The organism is Formosa bonchosmolovskayae (assembly GCF_051016085.1).
Classification (GTDB): domain Bacteria; phylum Bacteroidota; class Bacteroidia; order Flavobacteriales; family Flavobacteriaceae; genus Formosa.
The window spans coordinates 172,333-192,155 of the sequence record NZ_CP174605.1 but is presented as its reverse complement, the minus strand read 5'-3'; the positions used below and the strand labels follow the sequence as shown (position 1 = coordinate 192,155).

Sequence of the window (19,823 nt, the reverse complement as noted above, 5' to 3'; positions counted from 1 at the left end):
ATTATGTTTTATTAATTATTGCTTATCACTTTTGGGTCTCCCCAGTTTCCAAATACTTTTTTTCCAGAGAAATCCAATAAAATAAATTCTAAATCTATGACATCGATATCTATTTCAACGGGTTTATCTCCTCTTTTCATTTTTCCACTATCGAATAATACGCGACCTCCAAATTTTTCTTCAACCATTACTTGAAAACGCCCTATTGAATCTTTAGGAGAAGATCTGTCTATTTGCACCGTCGCTTGAAAACGGTCTGCTCTTCCGTTAAGGCGATACATCATTTCTGCATTACTTTTTACGCCTAATCCTTTTTTGAATTTTTTACGTCCGATTTTAATTTTTTCGCCGTGGAACGTTTTATCTTCTACAGGAGCATTTCCTTTTTTAGCCATATAGTAAATATCGCTTAAGTAGGTGGTGCCCGATTTAGGCACAGTATACTTATCTTCCGAAACCGGTGTTGGTCCTGCGACAAGCGGACTACCAACAGTACCCACTTTAATTAAAAGATGTTCGTGTTTTTCTAGGCTTTTGGCGGTGAAAGATTCGCTAAATTCTCCTAAATCTTTTTCAAGCCATAAATCTCTTACAGGTTGTTTTCCTGCTAATCCGATTTGTTCCCAAAATACTGTGATATCTGATACTTTTTCACCTTTATTAAGCATTAAAACGGCTGTTGTCCCGTCTGATAAAGGTTTGTTGTAGATTTCTATACTATCTTTTTCGTAGACTCTATATCCTTGATGAGTTCTAGGATCTTGGTTTATTGCAAGAACTTCTTTTGCTGTAATAATATCTTTTACCTCATCAGACATTTTTCGTAAATCGTTTCCTGCCATAATAGGAGCTGCTAAAATGCTCCACAAGCTAAAGTGAACTTTGTCTTCGGTAATACTTTTTAGGTTTCCAACTTGTAACATATCTGGATCGTTCCAGCTGTCTGGACCAGCAAATTGCCACAATCCGTTAAAGGCCGGATGAGAAGCACCGTCTCCTCCAGAAGTTTCTGCACAACGGTATACCGATTGAATTCTTGGAAAAATATCTCCAGAAGTACGCCATAGCTGACCGTAATTTTTACCGCCCCAAGCCCAGGCACCACTTCCAAAATCAGAAATACTTAGCACCATTGATCGTCCTGTTTTTAAGATGGCTTTATGGTATACATCAAAATCTTCACTGGATAACCTTCCGTTTTTCTTAGCGAAACAGGCGTCCAGTTTAATATAATCTACACCCCAATCTGCGAACGATTGCATGTCTATCTCTTCGTGTTCAAAACTACCAGGTAAATTCTGACAGGTTAAATCGCCTCGACATTCGTAAATTCCATATTTAAGACCTTTACTGTGGATGTAGTCTCCAACCGCTTTCATGCCGTTAGGAAATTTTATGGAATCGGCTACTAATTGTCCGTTTTCATTGCGTTCGGCTGCCATCCAAGCATCGTCTAATACCAAATATTTATAGCCAGCATCGCGCATACCTGAACTCACCATTATATCTGCAATTTGTTTTATTTTATTTTCATCGATATCTTTTTCAAAAGCATTCCAACTGTTCCATCCTACAGGAGGTGTTGGAGTTAAGAAATCACTATCGTAACGCGCGACATTTCTAATAAGTTGAAGCACATTGTTAGCCGTTTGTTTTGCTTTTAAATCGACCATGGCTTTTCCTAAACTTTCTCCTATAAGCAAGTAAGATTCGGCATTTCTATTCCAGTGGTAAAATTGATTGGCAGGAGAATCTGGTCTTTCTTTATAAAAATCTCTAGTATCTACAACAGATACATTATTCTTAAATTCAGGATACTTTGCCATAGCTAATTGAGCGTTCATTATAGAAAGGGCTCTAGGGTCTTTGTCTTCCCAGCCTTTCATTCCTGTAGTTGCAATTACAACCGGAAGGTTAGGTGTTCCTAAATCTGAACGGACGTCTTTTATTAAATGCGCTAAATTCTTCTCGTAGGCTTTGTTTGCTTCTTTGTTTACGCGGTCGTTCCAGCCCTGATGCCATGCAAATCCTGAAATTTCGTAACCTTCTCCTTTGTAATCCGGAACATAATCGTGAAGATTATCCAATACTTCGTAAATGTCAGATAACATTTTTACGTAATAATATCCAGTGTCTTTTGGTTTTGAAGGTAGTGATACGTACCCACTATCGCTTACAGAACTTGGCGGACGAAAATCTACATTTATACTCTTACCGCCCCAAGTGGTTTTAATTAATAATACCTTGTTACCGTATTCGTCGCCTACAATTCTTCCAAATTCTAATTCTGGACCTATAGTGGTAGCAAAAGCCCCGTATCCAGCACTTAACTTTCCTGATTTTATAGAATCGAATTTATCGGTTGCATATATGTAAACATCGTCTCTTTTTGCCCAGTCGCCATTAGCATCGCGCAGGTGTTTGTATTTTCCTGTTTTGTCGTTATTAACAACCCAGTTAAGATTGCCTTTTTCTCCTTTTTCCATTTCACCATGGCCTTGCATATTAGACTGCCCAGCCAAAATGAAAACCTTAATAGGTTCTTGAGCACTAGCTTTTAGAACAAAGAATAACGTGATTAGGACGAAAAAACTGTTTTTGAAACAGGAATTAATTTGTGTTTTCATAGTGAAGATCTGTAAAAGTGCTGTATTATTTATTGGTATAGAAATAACGGATTCTACATGCGTTTCCTACTCTTTTGGTAGGGTCTATGTTTTCGGCTATTTTAATTTGTAATTTATGCTTTGTGTTTTCTAAGCCACTAGCTAGCGTGAAAAACCAAGGTAAATGCAGACTTCTGCTCCAGTTGGTTAGTAGGTCTAAGGTTTGCCAATCTCCACCATCTATGCGGTATTCTATAGTTCCAGAATCTGGACCGGCTACAACGGCAATTCCAACAGCATTTCCTGTAAAAGTTAGGGTGGCTTTTCCTTTATTTATGTCTTCTGCAATGAGTAGAGGCACGTTTACATAGTTGGGTCTTGTGGCTTTTCCGTCTTCTGGTTCCCAGTTTTCATTAATTCTCCAGTCTCCACTTAGTTTTGCTGTATGTATATCGATTAGTTCTCCTTTGTCGTAATTAAACGGATCTAAAGGTTCTGGTAACGGGTAGCTACCAATTTTATCGTCTGCTGCAATGGGTCTGGCATAGGCTGTTTCTAATAGACTTAACATAGAGTGTGCGTAAATACCTTGTCCGAAAGGAGAAGGGTGTAGATTTTTAAAATCTTTAGCCCAGCTAAATTCTCCGGCATCTATGCGGTCTGTAACCTCTTTAGCAAGGTTTATGGTGGCAACATTGTAATGCGCAGCAACTTTTTCGTGATTTTGAATCACATTTGGAATTATGCCGTTGCGGTACGATTTCATTTTTCCTGGATCTACAAAGTGCATGATAACAATATCTGTAGCAGGATTTAGGTAGCGGGCATGGCGTACAATACCTTCCATAGCTCGTATTTGTTCTTCGTTTGTTCTGCCATTAGTGGCATCATTAACTGCGGCTTCTTCAAAAAGCAAATCTACTGGTCCGTTTTTAAAAATGTCGTTTTCCATTCTAAATGCCGCAGGGGTACTTCCTGTGGATGGAACGCCGGCAGCTATAAAATCGAATTTAGTTTCAGGAAATTTATGCTTCAAGTAGTTGGTAATGCTATCTCTCCAACCTCCATTAAAAGTAATAGAGCCTCCTAAAAAGGCGACTCTACCTGTTTTTTCGCGTTCAAATTTTATTTTACTGTTTTGTAATCCAGCGCGTAATTTATGGTAATCTGCCGAATTTAAAGACGTTGTCTGTTTTTCGGTGTTGTACATTATAAAGTCGGCACCTATTTGCGGTGTTTCAATAGGGAAGTGGTGCCCGTGTAACGTTTGTTTACCTTCGGTACATGTAATTACGGTAGCGTTTCCTCCCAACTCTAAATATTTATTTATAAACGGGAAGGTGTTTTCTTTTGGAGGCACTACAGAATCTGTTAAACTAATCATGTGCATAACAGGAACTTTTGCTTTGGCTAAAGCCTCAAGGTTATCCATGGGTGAGTTCGCATACTTCTTTGCTTCTGCATCCGATTTAAAACCGTATTCTTCTTTTAGAATGTTCCAATTTTTTTCAGACCCTATACCTGTCCCAAATCCACCTGGCCAACTTTTAAAATCGATAACTGGAGCTTCTGTGTAAATACAGCTTACAAGTTCTGGGTTCTTTTTAGCCCAATTGTATACAAATAGTCCGCCACGGCTAACACCTTCTAAAGCTACTTTTTTGCTAAAGTCGTGAGAGCGGATTAAGTATTTGTAAAAACTATCCCAAGCTTTAACGGCTTTTGGACTACCGAATTGGTTATCGGTGTTTATGTAGGCAATATGGTAACCTTCTGCTAATAAAATCTGATCCATTTCTGTATGCCACCAAGGGAAACGTGCTCGCCATACCCAAGGTTTTCCTGCTAATGCCTTTTTAGGTTCGATTACAAAAGCTTCCTTGTTATTATACTCAAACGTGTATTTTGTAAAGCCTTTCCAGTCTTCTTTTTTACCAGGGAAATTTTGGTCTACTAAAACAGCTTCTTTTCCTGTTAGTGCTGTGTACACTAATTTTGCTAATTCGCCCGCTCCTTCACCATTTGGATGAATAGCGTCCGGGAATAAGTCTCCTTTTCCTAGCATAGGTGTATATAAGTCAATGATTTCTAAATTTTGACTTTTTGCTATGGCTTCAATCCTAGGATTTACTTCTTGTTCTACTATATCTGCACTAATTTTTCGTCCTCTTTTATAAACAGGAGCTGCTTTGCATAGGTAGATGGTTGGTTTAGATTTTAAACTTTGAAAAGATTTTATAAGATTAACGTAATCACTATTAAATTCATCTTTGTATACCCAATTAAAAGCCTTACTGTCGTTAGTACCCAACTTAATTAAAATGATGTTTGGATTGTATTCTAAAGCTTTTTTATAAGCGCCAGTTTCAATATATGGTGCGTTTCCTTTAGATAATAAGGTGCGCCCGCTAATTCCGAAGTTTTTAACTTCATAGTCGTCACCTAGCATACGTTGCAGTTGGGCTGGATAGGCATTTTTAATTCGGTCTTTAATGCCGTATCCAAATGTAATGCTGTTACCAATGCAGGCTACTCGAATTTTTTCAGCTTCTTGGGCGTGTGCAAGGGAGATAAATAATGCAAAGAGTAATAGAAATGTATTTTTTATAAGTTTCATTAGGGGTGTACTTTATATTGATACGTGTATTATAATTAATTTTTAGGCGCTTTTTTTACGAATTCTTTAGGGAATTTGGCATCAACTTCATCCCACCAATCATATAATTTTTTATATAAATGGTTGGTCATTTCTGGTAATTCTGAAGCTAAATTATGACGCTCTCCAATATCATTTTTAATATTGTATAATTCGAATGTATTATCGTTTAGAAACACGATTAATTTATAATCACCATCTCTAATCGCACTACTTGGTCCGCCTTTTTGGTTAGAGATGTGTGGATAGTGAAAATAGAGTACGTCGTGTACTTTCTTAGATTCGTTTTTTAATAAAGGCACTAAGCTTTTTCCGTCTATATGTAAATCTGGACGTAACGGCTGTCCTGTTATTTCTAAGATTGTAGGGTAAAAGTCCATACCCGAAATAAGTGCATCTGAAACCGTTCCTGCTTTTGCAACTCCTGGCCATTTTATAATAGCAGGTTCTCTAATACCGCCTTCGTATAACCAGCCTTTTCCTGCTCGTAATGGTGCATTAGATGTTGGTGTACCTTCCGAAGTTGATAATCCACCATTGTCCGAGAAGAATACAACCACTGTATTATCGGCTAAGTTTTTTTCTTTTAATTTATTTAAAACTTTACCAACAGCCATGTCCATTGAATTAACCATAGCAGCATACGTTGGGTGATCTTGTTGTGTTCTATATTGAAAAGGCTTCTTTGCTTCGGTTTCTTCTGCAAACCGATCGGCATCTGTTAGTGCTAAAGCATCTTTCTTTTTGTTGAATTTTTCTACTCGATCTTCAGGCGCCGAAAAAGGTGCGTGAACAGAGTAAAAAGAGAAGTATAATAAGAATGGATCTGTGTTGTTTTTGTCTATAAAGTCTACGGCTTCATTAGCTAAACGATCTGTCATATACTCGCCTTCAGGACCATTGTCTAAATTAGGAATGTCCCAAGGTGAAAAGTATTTATTTTTAATATAAAGTCCGCCTCTGTGATGACCAGCAATATTTATATCGAAACCTTGATTGTTTGGCCAATATTTTTCTCCGCCTTCTGTATTACTTAGGTGCCATTTTCCTAAGAAAATAGTGTTGTATCCAGCATCTTGAAGTAATTCTGGAAATACAACTTCTTCAAGCGGTAAGTTTCTTACGTAGTCTGGGTTTCCTGGACCTCCAATCCATTGTGTAAGATTAATTCTTGCAGGATTTTTTCCTGTTAAGATTGCGGCTCTAGCAGGCGAACAAATAGGAGAAGGGACATAGGCTTGTGTAAAGCGTACACCATCTTTTGCTAATTGATCAATATTAGGTGTTTCATAAAATTTACTACCGTTTGCAGCAATATCCATCCAACCTAAATCGTCGACAAGAAAAAATACAACATTAGGTTTTTTTGAACTCTGCGCACTTGCGACTATATAAAATGAAGTTACTATTATAAATAGCAATGCTTTTTTAGAAAGTAGATGTCTTTGCATATTAAAAAGTTTCGATAAAGAGGTGTTATAAGTTTAGGACGGTTATAATTACTTGTTACCCTATGTGTTGTGAGAAAAGTATCGTAATTGGCTAAATGTGTTTAATGTTTAAAATTTTTGTCTAAGAGTTTAGATAGCTCTTTTACGGTATTCGAATGATCCTGAATATTAGCTATATTCTGATTTTCTTGAGGGTCTGAATCATGATCAAAAAGTTCACTAGCGATATAATCGCCTCTCTTTTTTAAATCCTTGTCCCAATCATACCATTCTATATATCTGTATTTATCTGTTCTTACCGAATATCCCATACGTTCTTTTTTTCTCGTTTCCGCAGTTCCGAATCTTCCTAGTAAATATTGGCTGTACGCAGCTTCTTTCCATGTAGCATCTGGATTTTCTAATAAAGGAACAAAACTTTTACCTTGTAAATGCTCGGGTATTGGTAAGCCTGCCATTTCGCAAAGTGAAGGATAAATATCTACCAGTTCGGTTAATGCGTCTGTTGTACTTCCTTTTGCTTTTATTTTAGCGCCACTCATTATCATAGGCACATGGGCATCAATATCGTAATTAGACATTTTACTCCAACTGTTGTGTTCTCCTAGCTTATATCCATGATCTCCCCAAAGCACAATAATTGTATTGTCCATTAAGTTTAAACGTTTAAGCTCGTCAATTAATCGACCTATCTGAGCGTCTGTATAAGATACACTAGCATAATACCCGTGCTTGATTGCTCTTTGTTTGTCTTCGCTCCAAGGTGTTTCAGAAGAAAGTGGTAAGTCGTGGCTGTCGTCGTAATTTCTTAATTCCTGATCACCGTGTACTGTAAAGTCAGGACTGTCTTTTGGTGGGAATTGATTTGTTGCTAAGGGTATAGCATCTCTATCGTATAAATCCCAATATTTTTTAGGAGCATTAAAAGGTAAGTGCGGTTTATAGTAACCCACTGATAGAAAAAAGGGTTCTTTGGTTGATGCTAATTTCTGTAATCTTTTTATAGCGTAAGTGGTTTGGGCACCGTCATAATATGCATCATCTTCTACATCTGGACCTTCTGTGGCGTTAGCCTTTAAATACCATTCTCCTAAAGGGTCTATTCTGTTTTTACCTTCTGCTATTATCTTTTGCTTTTTAGCCTCTAATAACTCTAAGTTTATTTCGTCGGCGTAAACAGCATCTGGATCGTAAGGAAAACCTTCTAGATGAGGTCGTTCTGTCCAAGATAAGTGGTCAGGGATATCGTTGTGAAACGTTTTTCCTATACCTATAGTTGTATAACCGTTTTGTTTAAAATATTGGGGAAGAGTAACCACGTCGGGCATGTTGTTTCTTAATTTGGTTGCCAAATCCCAAACTTGAATCGCATCTGGCCGTAATCCTGTAAGTAAACTCGCGCGTGAAGGATTACATACGGCTTGCTGACAATACGCTCTATTAAATACAACGCCATCTTTTGCAAGCGCATCTATGTTTGGTGTTTTTATAGATGTATTACCGTACGCCCCTAGCTCTGGACGTAAATCATCTACAGGTATAAAGAGTATGTTTGGTTGTTGGGTGTCTGGTTTTGAGGAGGTAAGCTCTTTCTTTTCATCGGCACAGGATAACGTGCAAAAAATAGAAAAGCTAAAAATCATTGAAAGGTAGGCTACGCGTTTTAACATGAATATAGTTTAGGAGTTATGGCATACTTTTAAATATAATATTTAAAAGTATGCCATTTATTTTTAATTTACAATTAAATTACATTTATAATTTAATATAATTTATTTTTTTAATATGTCAAACAATTGATTATCAGTATATTGAAATAATGTTTAGCAATTTATTGTGTTATTATTTCATTATATTAATGTAGTTTTAATATCTTTAGAGCGTTAAGATTGTATTAAGAATTCTAAAATCTTACTTAAAACGCAGATTTGTTTCAAGGTTTTTAAAATTAGCTAATTATATGGTGGTGAAAAATTGTATTGTATATATGTTGTTAGGAGTGCTACTAACAAGTTGTGGTTCTGAAAAAAAAGAAGTCAGTTTAAAGGATACAACTAAACCTAACGTGATACTTATATATGCCGACGATTTAGGTCGTGGGTTGCTTTCTGTAGAAGGACAGAAAATAATAAAAACACCTAACATAGATAAATTAGCTCATGAAGGTATGCGTTATGAAAATGCTTACGGGGTTATGTTTTGTGCACCAGCTAGAGCAAGTCTTATAACGGGATATCACGATGTGCATGGGGACCGTTGGAAAATTACCAGTGGTGGTATTTATAAAAACATTTCTTACGGTAAAATAACTCAAGAAGACATTGAAACGCGATTAAATGAAAAAACGGGGCCAATCGGAGACGATGAAGTGTTCCTTCCTCAGGTTTTTAAAGAGTCTGGATATGTAACAGGCGAGGTAGGGAAATTGGAATGGGGTTTTTCTGTTTCAGATCGCGATATGAAACGCCATGGTTGGGATTATTATTATGGTTTTTTAGATCATGTAAGATGTCATGGTTTTTATCCGCCTTTTCTTTTCGAAAATGGAAACTTAGTTAATATTGAAGGTAATACAAGAGCCGATTGTGGAAAAACAACAGAGCGAGAAACCGAGAAAGCTTTCGAAGCAAGATGGGATATGGAAGGGAAAGCGCAGTATTCTCAAAATATATTCTTAGAAAAAATACTTGGATTTATAAGAGAGAATAAAGATAAACCATTCTTTCTTTATCATCCAACACAGTTGCCTCATGGTCCTGTGTCTATTCCTGAAGTGGCCGAAGAGTATAAAAACGACGAGAGGTTAACTCAAATAGAAAAAGAGTATGCGTCTATGGTTAAAATGCTCGATGATCATGTAGGTATTATTATGGATGAATTGAAAACCTTAGGGATAGATGATAATACTATAGTGATATTTACAGGAGATAATGGCCACGAAATATATTATACTAAAGAAGGACGCATTGTTAAGCCGACCAGAAACATGAAAACGGGAGAGGCTTTCGATGAAATAAATACAAAATATTACAGTGATATCGCAGGAGACGTCTTTAATGGTAACGATGGTATGGCGGGGTTAAAGCGTACCAATTGGGAAGGTGGCGTAAGAGTTCCTTTAATTGTGCGTTGGCCAGGAAAAATTAAGGCTGGTGTAACATCTAATCAGCTTGTTGCGAATTACGATTTAATGGCAACGTTTGCAGATTTAACAGGGTATACAATACCAGAAGATAAAGATGGAATTTCGTATTTGCCTAACTTACTAGGAGAGGAAGGACAGGTACATGATTATGTTGTGTATTCTTCGTTTTTCGGACCTTCTATTGTTACTAAAGAGGGGTGGAAATTAAGATACTTTGCTAAAGACAATATTTTTCAGCTGTATAATTTACGAGATGATTACAAGGAAGAACACAATATAATCGATGCAAATAAAGAAAAGGCAGAGCAATTAAAACAAATTTTAATTGAGGAATGTAATGGGGATTTGGACAATGGTTGGTTTAAAGTGAGACAAGATATAATTTAATTAATAGCTATTAAAAACTCCCATATGATGAATAATAGGTTTAATTCGGATGCGTTTTTACTAGCCGAACTTCAGAACGGAAGCGAGCAGGCCTTCAACTTTATCTTTCGTAAATATTATGAAGGCCTATGTTTTAAAGCTAATGGCTATGTAAACGATATTGACAAGGCACAAAGCCTTGTTCAGGATTGTTTTATAAAGCTTTGGGAAAAAAGAGACAACACAGAAAAAATAAATAATTTGTCGGCTTACTTGTCTTTTATGGTACGCAATCGTTGTATTGACTATATAAGAAAGTCTGAGTCTATAAAAAATCTTCATGACAGTATTGCGCCTTGTCAGGATAAAAACGATGTGGAGTGCACTTTTATTTCGGAGGAATTCGAAACCTGGTTAATGTATAAAATTACCTTGCTTCCTAAAAAAAGCAGAATCGCATTTGAGTACAGTAGGTTTGAAGATTTAACCTATAATGAAATCGCTTTAAAAATGAATATTTCTAATAAAGCTGTAGAAGCCCTTATCTCCCGATCACTTCGAATTCTTCGAAAAGATCTACAGTTATACCTTCCATTTCTTATTTATTTTTTGTTAAAATAAAAAATATTTCACTTTTTTTTAAGAAAAGTATAGGGTGTATTCATGCCATATACGTCTTTAGGATAGAAAGTGTTTAAAATGCTTATGCCTAGTGGAAAATCAAATTGAAACCTTAATAGTTAATTCTTTTACAAAACCTTTATCTGAAAAAGATCAAGCTGTTTTGGATTCTTGGATCGAAGCATCTGTGGATAATAAAAACAAATTTGAAGCTTATAAAGAACTTTGGGAAAAATCTAGTGCACTAGCTTCCGCTCCAGATATTGATGTTGAAGCAGCGCTAATCAAGACTAAGAAACGTATAAACGATTTTCGTTTTAAAAGATTAAAACGAATGGTTTTACCTGTGGCGGCGATGCTTATTGTACTATTAGGTTTTACATTTTTTATGAAGCGTTCTTTCAATCAGAATTCTGGGATTAATTTGTCAGAAGATATTGTATATCAAGAAGTGAAAGCAGCTTTCGGAACCAAAACAGAATTAGAATTGGCAGACGGTACAGTGGTTTGGCTTAATTCTGGAAGTTCATTACGGTTTCCTATGTCTTTTAATAATCTAGACCAACGTAAAGTGTATTTAGATGGAGAAGGTTATTTCGATGTTACTAAAAATAAGAACAAGCCTTTTATTGTAAATACAGGCGAGGTTAATGTTAAAGTATACGGAACAGCGTTTAACGTGTCGGCTTACAGCGATTACAGTTCAATGTCTGTGGCCTTGGTAGAAGGTAAAGTGAGTTTAGAAGATAATAAATCTAATGAGTTAACAATGCTTGCCCCAAATGATGTCGTGGAATGTGATGTTCGCACCAAATCGTTTAATACATTTTCTAATGTAGAGATGGAAAAATATACCGCCTGGAAAGATGGCTACATGATGTTTTATGGAGACCCAATCTCTGTAATAATTAAAAAAATTGAGAAGTGGTATAATGTAGATATTACAATTGCCGATAAAGAGCTAGAAGCCTATCGCTTTACAGCGACATTTCATGACGAATCTTTAGAGCAAATGCTCGATTTGTTAAGCGTATCCTCTCCTATGAATTATGAAATTATACCTTCAGAAAAACTACAAAATAACACGTTTAGTCCTAAAAAAATAATTTTAACTAAATCTAAGCAATAACCTATAGTAACCCCCCTAATTAAACAGCATGCCAATGAAACAGTAAATTAAAAAAGACAGAAAAAACACATGCTTTTTCTGTATGTATCTGAAAACCAACTTCAGAATGTTTAACTAATAGTAACTAAAACCAATTCAAAATTATGAAAAAAACTTTAACATGGTGGAAAACGATTAACGGTTTTTTGCCTTCAAAAATGTTTTTAATTGTCAGAATGATGATTATGGTTCTGTTTTTGTCATCCTTTGGTGTAAATCCAAACGATTCTTATTCTCAGAACACGAAACTCTCCCTAACTTTTAATAGTGCTTCCGTAAAAGATGTATTATTAGAAATTGAAAATAACAGTGAATTTTTCTTCTTATATAACAATAACTTAGTAGATGTAGAACGCAAGATTAATTTAGATGTTAAGAATAAAAAAATCAAAGATATCCTGGATTTGATTTTTAAAGGAACAGGTGTCACTTATACGTTAAAAGATAAACAAATTGTTCTTTTACCTAAGCAACAAGCTGTCAAAACAACAATGGCTGTTCAGAAACAACTTACGGGAAAAATTACAGATGAGTTTGATATGCCTTTACCTGGTGTTTCTATTGCTGTAAAAGGAACTACCAGAGGAGCAATGTCAGATTTCGATGGAAATTTTGCTATCGATGCCGTATCTGGAGATGTTCTAGTACTGTCTTATATTGGGATGGTAACTCAAGAAATTACTGTTGGTAATCAAACCGTTATAAATGTGGTTATGGCTAGTGACGAAATCGGTTTAGATGAAGTCTTAGTAATTGGTTATGGTACAGCCAAAAAGCGTGATTTAACTGGCGCTGTAGCTAGTCCAAATATAGCACGTGTAGAAGAAATGCCTAATGTATCTATATCGCAAGCTTTACAAGGAACAGTAGCAGGTTTAAATGTTGGTGCTGTGGATGCTGCTGGAGAAGATCCTACAATATCTATTAGAGGTCAGAATTCGTTATCTGGTACTGCAGCTGCAAATGAGCCACTAATAGTTGTAGACGGAATTATTTATAGAGGTAATTTAGTAGATTTAAATACTGCAGATATCGCTTCTATCGATGTTTTAAAAGACGCCAGTTCTGCAGCAATTTATGGATCTCAAGCTTCTAATGGTGTTATTTTAGTTACCACTAAAAAAGGTAAAGTAATTGGAAAGCCTGTAGTGAACTATTCTGCAAGTTATACCATTCAGACACCTAATGAGAATGCTCTTGAGCCTATGGAGTCGGATGAGTTAAAATTGTTTTTAGCAGATGCTTATCCTAACCAAGATCCGCGTACTTTACTTAATACCCAAGAGATGCGCGACGGTTACGATAACAATTTTAATAACGGATTGTGGGACGAAATAACAGGAGATGGTTATATTAACACACACAATATAAGTGTTAGAGGGCGTTCGGAGAACTTTAGCTATTTTTTCTCAGGTGGACTTACAGATGTAAAAGGTTTTGTTGTAAACGACGATTATAAGAAAGTAAATTACCGTATAAATTTAGATGCTAATATTACAGACTGGTTAAAAGTAGGTACAGAATCTTTTGTTACAACAAGTGATTATTCTGGGACAGCTCCAAGATCAGATACTGCAATGTTAGTTATGCCTTGGACACCTTTATACGAGGAAGATGGAACACCAAGACAAACACTTCAGAATACTTGGGTTAATCCACTTTTAGATTTACAAACGTTAGATAACGATAAAAGACTTAACTTATTTGCTAACATACATGCAGATATAAAATTACCTGTCGATGGCTTAAATTATCGTGTAAACTTCTCTCAGAACTACAGAACAACAAATCATGATAATTTTGATCCAACAGGAGCTAATTTTACTGGATTTGGATATAAAAATTCGTCAATTAATTACAACTGGTCTGTAGATAATATTTTAAGCTACGATAAAACGTTTAATGGTGTACATAACGTAAGTGCAACGTTTGTATATGGAGTCGAAGAGATTTCAACATCGTTTACAAATGCAAATGCACAGAATTTTTCAGATATGACTTTAGGGTTTAATTCGTTAGAAAACGGAGATCCAACTCAAAACATTATTAATACTGGAAAAGAAAAAGAACAAAGTTTATATAACATGGGGCGTTTGTCTTATGGTTACGATGGAAAATATTTAATTACAGGAACAGTAAGACGTGATGGTTTTTCTGGATTTGGATCTAATGAAAAATTCGGAGTTTTCCCATCTGTAGCACTTGGATGGGTTGCTAGTGAAGAAGGCTTTATGAAAGGGACTTCTAACTGGTTAAACTTCTTGAAATTTAGAGGATCTTATGGTGTTACTGGAAAAAGAGGTATTGGTAGATACGATACCCAAGCCGTTGTCGCTACAAGTGTAGGTGGTAACGATGGTTACGTTTTTGGTGACGGAGCAACTCCAACGCAAGTACAATACATTAACTCTTTAGCAAATAACGACCTAGGTTGGGAAACAACAACAGGTATAAACCTTGGTTTAGATTTCTCTTTATTTGACTCGAGATTAAGTGGTAATGTTGAATATTATGACAACTCTACCGAAGATATTTTATACTCAATTCAACTGCCTTATGCAACAGGATTTTCTAGTATAAGCACAAATATTGGTGAAGTTGCAAACCATGGTATAGAATTTTCATTAACCGGTGTTATTGTTAAAAATGACAACTTTAGATGGGAAACGTCTGTGAATTATTCACGAAACAGAAATGAAATAGTTTCTATTCTAGGCGCAGATGAAGACGGAGATGGTATAGAAGATGACTTAGTTGCAAATAGACTATTTATTGGAGAGCCAACTGGTGTTATTTTCGATTACGAAATTATTGGTATGTGGCAACAAGCCGATGCCGATGCAGGTAACATCCCTAACGGATTTTTTCCTGGAACATATCAGATTGCCGATTTAGATAATAGTGGAAACTATTCAGCAACTTTCGATAAGAAAATTTTAGGGTACACAGATCCTGGATACCGTTTTAGTATAGCCAACACCTTTAAGTATAAGCAACTAAGTTTATATGTGTTTGTAAATAGTATTCAAGGAGGTAAAGAGCACTATTACGGTACAGATGCTCTTATTTTTGGAGCGACAAATACGCAGGCAGAACGATACAGTAGTCAAAACGTTTTTGCTGGAGGTTGGGACTATTGGACGCCAGATAATCCAGATGCGTATTTTAGAGGTTTAGAAGGTCCTGCATCTTACGAGCCTAACAGATATATTCAGCGTAGTTTTGTACGTATTCAAGATGTTAGTTTATCTTATAACTTTAAGAGTAGTGTTTTAGACAAGATTGGATTTAGTAATCTTAAGTTATTTGTTAGTGGTAAAAACTTAGCAACATTTACCAATTGGAGAGGATGGGATCCTGAGACAGGTCAAGGTTATACTCAAGGTACACCTTTAATGACTAACTACTCTATGGGAATTAATGTTGAATTTTAAAAATAAAGAACATGAAAATTAATAAATATATAATTTTATTATCAGCATTTCTTGTGGTTTTTTCTTCTTGTAATGAAGATAAATGGCTCGAAGAAGAGGTGTACGATTTTTACACGCCTGATAACTCATATTTAACAGAAGCTCAATTTGAACAGTCTGTTGCACTTTTATATAATTTAACAGATTTATATACTGTTTGGGGTGGGGCAACTTCGCATTTTATATTCCAATATACCACAGATATTGCTTACGATGCACTTGGTCCAACCCACGAACTTAATTCTTACGAAGACAGATTAATACCAGAATATGTAAGAGTTAGGACGCCTTGGCAAAGGTCTTACGAGATTATTGCGCAAGCAAACACAATCTTAGGAAGAATTGATAATCCAGAAGCAGAGTTTTCTTCAGAAGACAGCAGAACTAAATTAAAAGCCGAGGCTTTATTCTTTAGAGGTTTTACGTATAAATACCTTGGTATTCTTTATGGTGGTGTTCCAATTTCTTTAGAAGAGATTACAGAACCTAAAAGAGATTTTGTAAGAGCAACTCAAGAAGAAGTTTTCGCACAATGTATTGAAGATTTAACGTTTGCTGCAGAGAATTTACCTGATGTTTCAGAGTTAGGTGGAGAAGCACGAATTACTAAATCTGTAGCAAAGCACCTGTTAGCAGAGCTATATATTATAAATAAAGATTTTAGTAAAGCAATCGAATTAACTACAGAGGTTATCGATAATCCTGGTTATGCATTAATGACAGAGCGTTTTGGTTCTAGAATGGATGAGCCTGGAGATGTTTACTGGGATTTATTTAGAAGAGGAAACCAAAACAGAAGCTCAGGAAACACAGAATCTTTGTGGGTAGCACAATACGAGTATAATGTTACAGGTGGTGGTCGTGGTAGTATTATCACACAATATTTAGGCCCTGGATACTATAACTTAGTAGATGAAGATGATAACAACTTATTTATTGGCCCAACAACTCAAAATGGTGGTCGTGGTATTGGCTGGTTTACGGCTTCAGATTTTATGATTGATGATATTTGGGAAAGTGTTCCTGGAGATATGAGAAACTCAGAATATAACATTATTCGTGATCTAGTTGTAGATAACCCAAATTCTAAATTCTACGGACAAAAAATGATTGAAAGTGGTGCTATTAAAGATGTAGGCGATATTTATAGAAGACAATGGTCTGCGATATTTTCTAAAACTACAGTAGCTAATAACTTTCCGGAAGAATTGTTTGTAGACGAAGCTACTGGGGAAGTAACAAGAAATGCATCTTCAACATTTAGAGATCATTACCAAATGCGTTTGGCAGAAACGTACTTATTAAGAGCAGAAGCGTATTTAGGTAATTCGCAAACCGGACTTGCTGCAGAAGATATTAATGTGTTAAGAAATAGAGCAAATGCTCCTTTAGTAAACGCTGGAGATATCGATATCGATTTTATATTAGACGAGCGTGCAAGAGAATTGCATTTTGAAGAGTATAGATTGTTAACACTTAAGCGTCTAAATAAAGTAGTAGATAGAGTTACGGCTTACAACCCGTATTATAATGGTAAATATGATACTGGTTTTGTTGTACATGATTATCATACATTATGGCCTATCCCTCAACAAGAAATTGAAAGGAATACAGAAGCCGTTTTAGAACAAAATCCTGGATACAATTAAAAATGAAATTCAGTTAAATATAACTTTTAAAAATTTGAGTAGGGAGTATTTATCCCTGCTCAAATTTTCCATTTTACATGTTTTGCTAAATAACAGCATGATTTTCTTTAGTAAACCATGCTAAAATCAGTTACCTCATATTAATTAACGTGCAACTATTTATTAACTAAGATTAAAATAACAAATGAAAAAATTATTACTAATAGTATTACTACTCGTAAATGCATTCGCTGTCGTAAGTTGTGCAGAAGGTAATGCTTCAGAAGACGTCCCTAGAGAAAAAATAAATTTCGATGAAGATTGGAAATTCTCTAAAGGCGATTTTCCCACAGCAAGTAAAAGTGAATTTGACGATGCCTCATGGGAACAACTAGACGTGCCACATGATTGGAGTATTAAAGGTCCGTTTTTAAAAACAAATCCAGCAGGTAATGTTGGAGCATATGCACCTGGTGGAATCGGTTGGTACAGAAAATCGTTTACTTTAGATAAATCAGATGCCAATTCAAAAATAGATATTGAGTTTGGTGGGGTTTATATGAATAGTGAAGTTTGGATCAATGGAAACTATTTAGGAAAACGTCCTTTTGGATATATTAGTTTTAATTACGATTTAACACCTTTCTTAAATTTTGAAGGTGAAAATATTATTTCTGTTCGTGTAGATAATTCAAAAGAACCTAGCGCACGTTGGTTTACTGGTTCGGGGATATACAGACATGTTTGGTTAGTAAAAACCCAGAAATTACACATCGATAGATATGGGGTGTATGTTACAACCAAATCTATTAAAAACAACCAGGCTGTTATCGAATTAAAAACAGCAATTAAAAATGAAGAGGCAGATTCTAAAGATTATCGTTTAGTAAACGAAATTTATACTTCAGACAATGTGCTATTATCTTCAGAAGAAACAACTGCTACATTAGCGAGTAGTAAAGAAGAAAATATTGTTCAGAACATTACAGTTGGTAATCCTGAATTGTGGTCGCCAGAATCACCTTACTTATACAAAGTAAAAACAAAAATAATGGTTGGTAATACACTTGTAGATCAAGTAGAAACCAATATGGGAATTCGCGATTTTAGCTTTTCGGCAGATAACGGATTTACCTTAAACGGAAAAAATATAAAACTAAAAGGAGTTAATAATCATAGTGATTTGGGTGCTTTAGGTGCTGCTATTAACGATCGTGTTTTAGAACGCCGTTTAGAAATTTTAAAAGCAATGGGATGTAATGCCATCCGTACGGCACACAACCCACCAAGTGCTACGTTATTAGATTTATGCGATAAAATGGGCTTTATGGTTATGGACGAAGCATTCGATGAGTGGATAGAATCTTGGCCTTTTGGAAATAAAGTAAAAGAAGGAAAAGCAAAATATGGGTACCACTTGTATTTTGACGAATGGGCAGAGAAAGATCTTACCGAGTTAATTAAAAGAGATAGAAATCACCCTTCAATTATTCTTTGGAGTGTGGGTAACGAAATTCCAGATGCTTGTTTCGAAGAAGGTACCGTAAGATTAAAAAGATTAATGAGTGTAGTTAGAGAACACGATAATACAAGACCAATTACTTGTGGAATTACACACATGCACTTAGCAAACGAAAGTGGTTTTGCTAGTGCTTTAGATGTTACCGGTTACAACGGTGGTGGAGGTTCTGTTTTCATGTACGAAAAAGATCATGAGACTTACCCGGAACGTAAATTTGTGGCTACAGAAGTGCCTCATACCTTCCAAACACGTGGCGAATATCAGTCTCAATCATGGTACAGAGGTGCTAATCCTTTAGGAGGAATCATGAAAGTGCCAAACTTGTCTGAAGAAGAAGTTTTTGGTGATATTAGTAAATATTACAGCTCGTCTTACGATAATTCTATCGTACGTATTTCTGCTAGAGATTCATGGAAAATGACTAGAGACTTCTCTTTCATGTCAGGTGAATTTAGATGGACAGGATTCGATTACTTAGGAGAATCAATGTTCGGATGGCCTGCAAAACTTTTCAACTTCGGAGTTATAGACATGTGTGGATTCCCTAAAGATGCATACTATTTTTATCAGAGTCAGTGGACCGAAGAGCCTATGGTTCACATTCTACCACACTGGAATTGGAAAGGAAAAGAAGGTGTTAAAATACCTGTAGTAGCATATTCTAATTGTGATAGTGTAGAGCTATTCTTAAATGGCGAATCTTTAGGTGTACAGAGTATGAAAGACACTATGGATGTGGTTTGGCAAGTGCCTTACAAAGCTGGAATATTAGAAGCAAAAGGAATTAATAACGGAAAAGTTGTAGCAGAAAAGAAAATAGAAACGGCAGGAGACGCTAATAAAATTGAATTGTTAGCCGATCGCGATGTTATTGATGCTGGAGGAAAAGATGTGGTACATATCGAAGTTAATATTTTAGATGCAGAAGGTCGTTTTGTGCCAAAAGCCTTAAACAATATTACATTTAAAGTAGAAGGTGAAGCAACAATTTTAGCAGTAGATAACGGAGATCCAAAAAGTGAAGAATCTTTTGTAGGGAATGAAAGATCTGCTTTTAACGGTAAATGTTTAGTGATTTTAAAAACAACTAAGAAAGCAGGAGATATTAAATTAACTGCAAGTTCAGATGGTTTAGTAGGAGCTACAGTACAGGTAAGCTCTAAGTAATTTTTATTTACAACAAAGAA

Annotated in this window: 10 protein-coding genes; 6 read left to right on the top strand and 4 right to left on the bottom strand. The window is 35.6% G+C overall.

Annotated features, from left to right (window positions below):
- Positions 1-11: 11 nt before the first annotated feature.
- From ACKC83_RS00665 to ACKC83_RS00650, 4 genes are all read right to left on the bottom strand, one after another.
- A complete protein-coding gene (locus ACKC83_RS00665; protein WP_434036671.1) occupies positions 12-2,627 on the bottom strand; it encodes a sialate O-acetylesterase in 2,616 nt (871 codons plus the stop codon).
- Positions 2,628-2,652: 25 nt separating this feature from the next.
- Positions 2,653-5,223 (bottom strand): SGNH/GDSL hydrolase family protein, encoded by a 2,571-nt coding sequence (locus tag ACKC83_RS00660; protein ID WP_434036670.1) that lies wholly within the window; start codon positions 5,221-5,223, stop codon positions 2,653-2,655.
- A gap of 35 nt (positions 5,224-5,258) precedes the next feature.
- Positions 5,259-6,713, bottom strand: coding sequence for a sulfatase (locus ACKC83_RS00655; protein WP_434036669.1), 1,455 nt, complete (start codon positions 6,711-6,713; stop codon positions 5,259-5,261).
- 101 nt (positions 6,714-6,814) lie between these two features.
- Positions 6,815-8,383, bottom strand: coding sequence for a sulfatase (locus ACKC83_RS00650; RefSeq protein ID WP_434036668.1), 1,569 nt, complete (start codon positions 8,381-8,383; stop codon positions 6,815-6,817).
- Positions 8,384-8,673: 290 nt separating this feature from the next.
- On the opposite strand from ACKC83_RS00650, the gene ACKC83_RS00645 reads away from it, so the two are divergent.
- The 6 genes from ACKC83_RS00645 (at position 8,674) to ACKC83_RS00620 (ending at position 19,803) form a co-directional block, all read left to right on the top strand.
- Positions 8,674-10,245 carry an arylsulfatase gene (locus ACKC83_RS00645; RefSeq protein WP_434036667.1) on the top strand — a complete coding sequence of 524 codons (1,572 nt, stop codon included), beginning with the start codon at positions 8,674-8,676 and terminating at the stop codon, positions 10,243-10,245.
- Between the two features lie 24 nt (positions 10,246-10,269).
- The gene (locus ACKC83_RS00640) at positions 10,270-10,845 is read left to right on the top strand and encodes an RNA polymerase sigma-70 factor (RefSeq protein ID WP_434036666.1); all 576 of its coding nucleotides are present in this window, start codon (positions 10,270-10,272) and stop codon (positions 10,843-10,845) included.
- Between the two features lie 91 nt (positions 10,846-10,936).
- Entirely contained in the window at positions 10,937-11,974 is a 1,038-nt protein-coding gene (locus ACKC83_RS00635; RefSeq protein ID WP_434036665.1) for a FecR family protein, read from the top strand.
- Positions 11,975-12,117: 143 nt separating this feature from the next.
- Complete coding sequence (locus tag ACKC83_RS00630; RefSeq protein WP_434036664.1) at positions 12,118-15,447, top strand: TonB-dependent receptor; 3,330 nt, start codon at positions 12,118-12,120, stop codon at positions 15,445-15,447.
- 11 nt (positions 15,448-15,458) lie between these two features.
- A complete protein-coding gene (locus ACKC83_RS00625; protein WP_414035428.1) occupies positions 15,459-17,135 on the top strand; it encodes a RagB/SusD family nutrient uptake outer membrane protein in 1,677 nt (558 codons plus the stop codon).
- 184 nt (positions 17,136-17,319) lie between these two features.
- Positions 17,320-19,803, top strand: a complete 2,484-nt coding sequence (locus tag ACKC83_RS00620) for a glycoside hydrolase family 2 TIM barrel-domain containing protein (protein ID WP_434036663.1) — start codon at positions 17,320-17,322, stop codon at positions 19,801-19,803.
- Positions 19,804-19,823: the final 20 nt, after the last annotated feature.

What these genes read in the sequence shown, in the direction of transcription:
- ACKC83_RS00665 (WP_434036671.1), bottom strand. Translation starts at nt 2,627, where the DNA reads ATGAAAACACAAATTAATTCCTGTTTCAAAAACAGTTTTTTCGTCCTA.
- ACKC83_RS00660 (WP_434036670.1), bottom strand. Translation starts at nt 5,223, where the DNA reads ATGAAACTTATAAAAAATACATTTCTATTACTCTTTGCATTATTTATC.
- ACKC83_RS00655 (WP_434036669.1), bottom strand. Translation starts at nt 6,713, where the DNA reads ATGCAAAGACATCTACTTTCTAAAAAAGCATTGCTATTTATAATAGTA.
- ACKC83_RS00650 (WP_434036668.1), bottom strand. Translation starts at nt 8,383, where the DNA reads ATGTTAAAACGCGTAGCCTACCTTTCAATGATTTTTAGCTTTTCTATT.
- ACKC83_RS00645 (WP_434036667.1), top strand. Translation starts at nt 8,674, where the DNA reads ATGGTGGTGAAAAATTGTATTGTATATATGTTGTTAGGAGTGCTACTA.
- ACKC83_RS00640 (WP_434036666.1), top strand. Translation starts at nt 10,270, where the DNA reads ATGATGAATAATAGGTTTAATTCGGATGCGTTTTTACTAGCCGAACTT.
- ACKC83_RS00630 (WP_434036664.1), top strand. Translation starts at nt 12,118, where the DNA reads ATGAAAAAAACTTTAACATGGTGGAAAACGATTAACGGTTTTTTGCCT.
- ACKC83_RS00625 (WP_414035428.1), top strand. Translation starts at nt 15,459, where the DNA reads ATGAAAATTAATAAATATATAATTTTATTATCAGCATTTCTTGTGGTT.
- ACKC83_RS00620 (WP_434036663.1), top strand. Translation starts at nt 17,320, where the DNA reads ATGAAAAAATTATTACTAATAGTATTACTACTCGTAAATGCATTCGCT.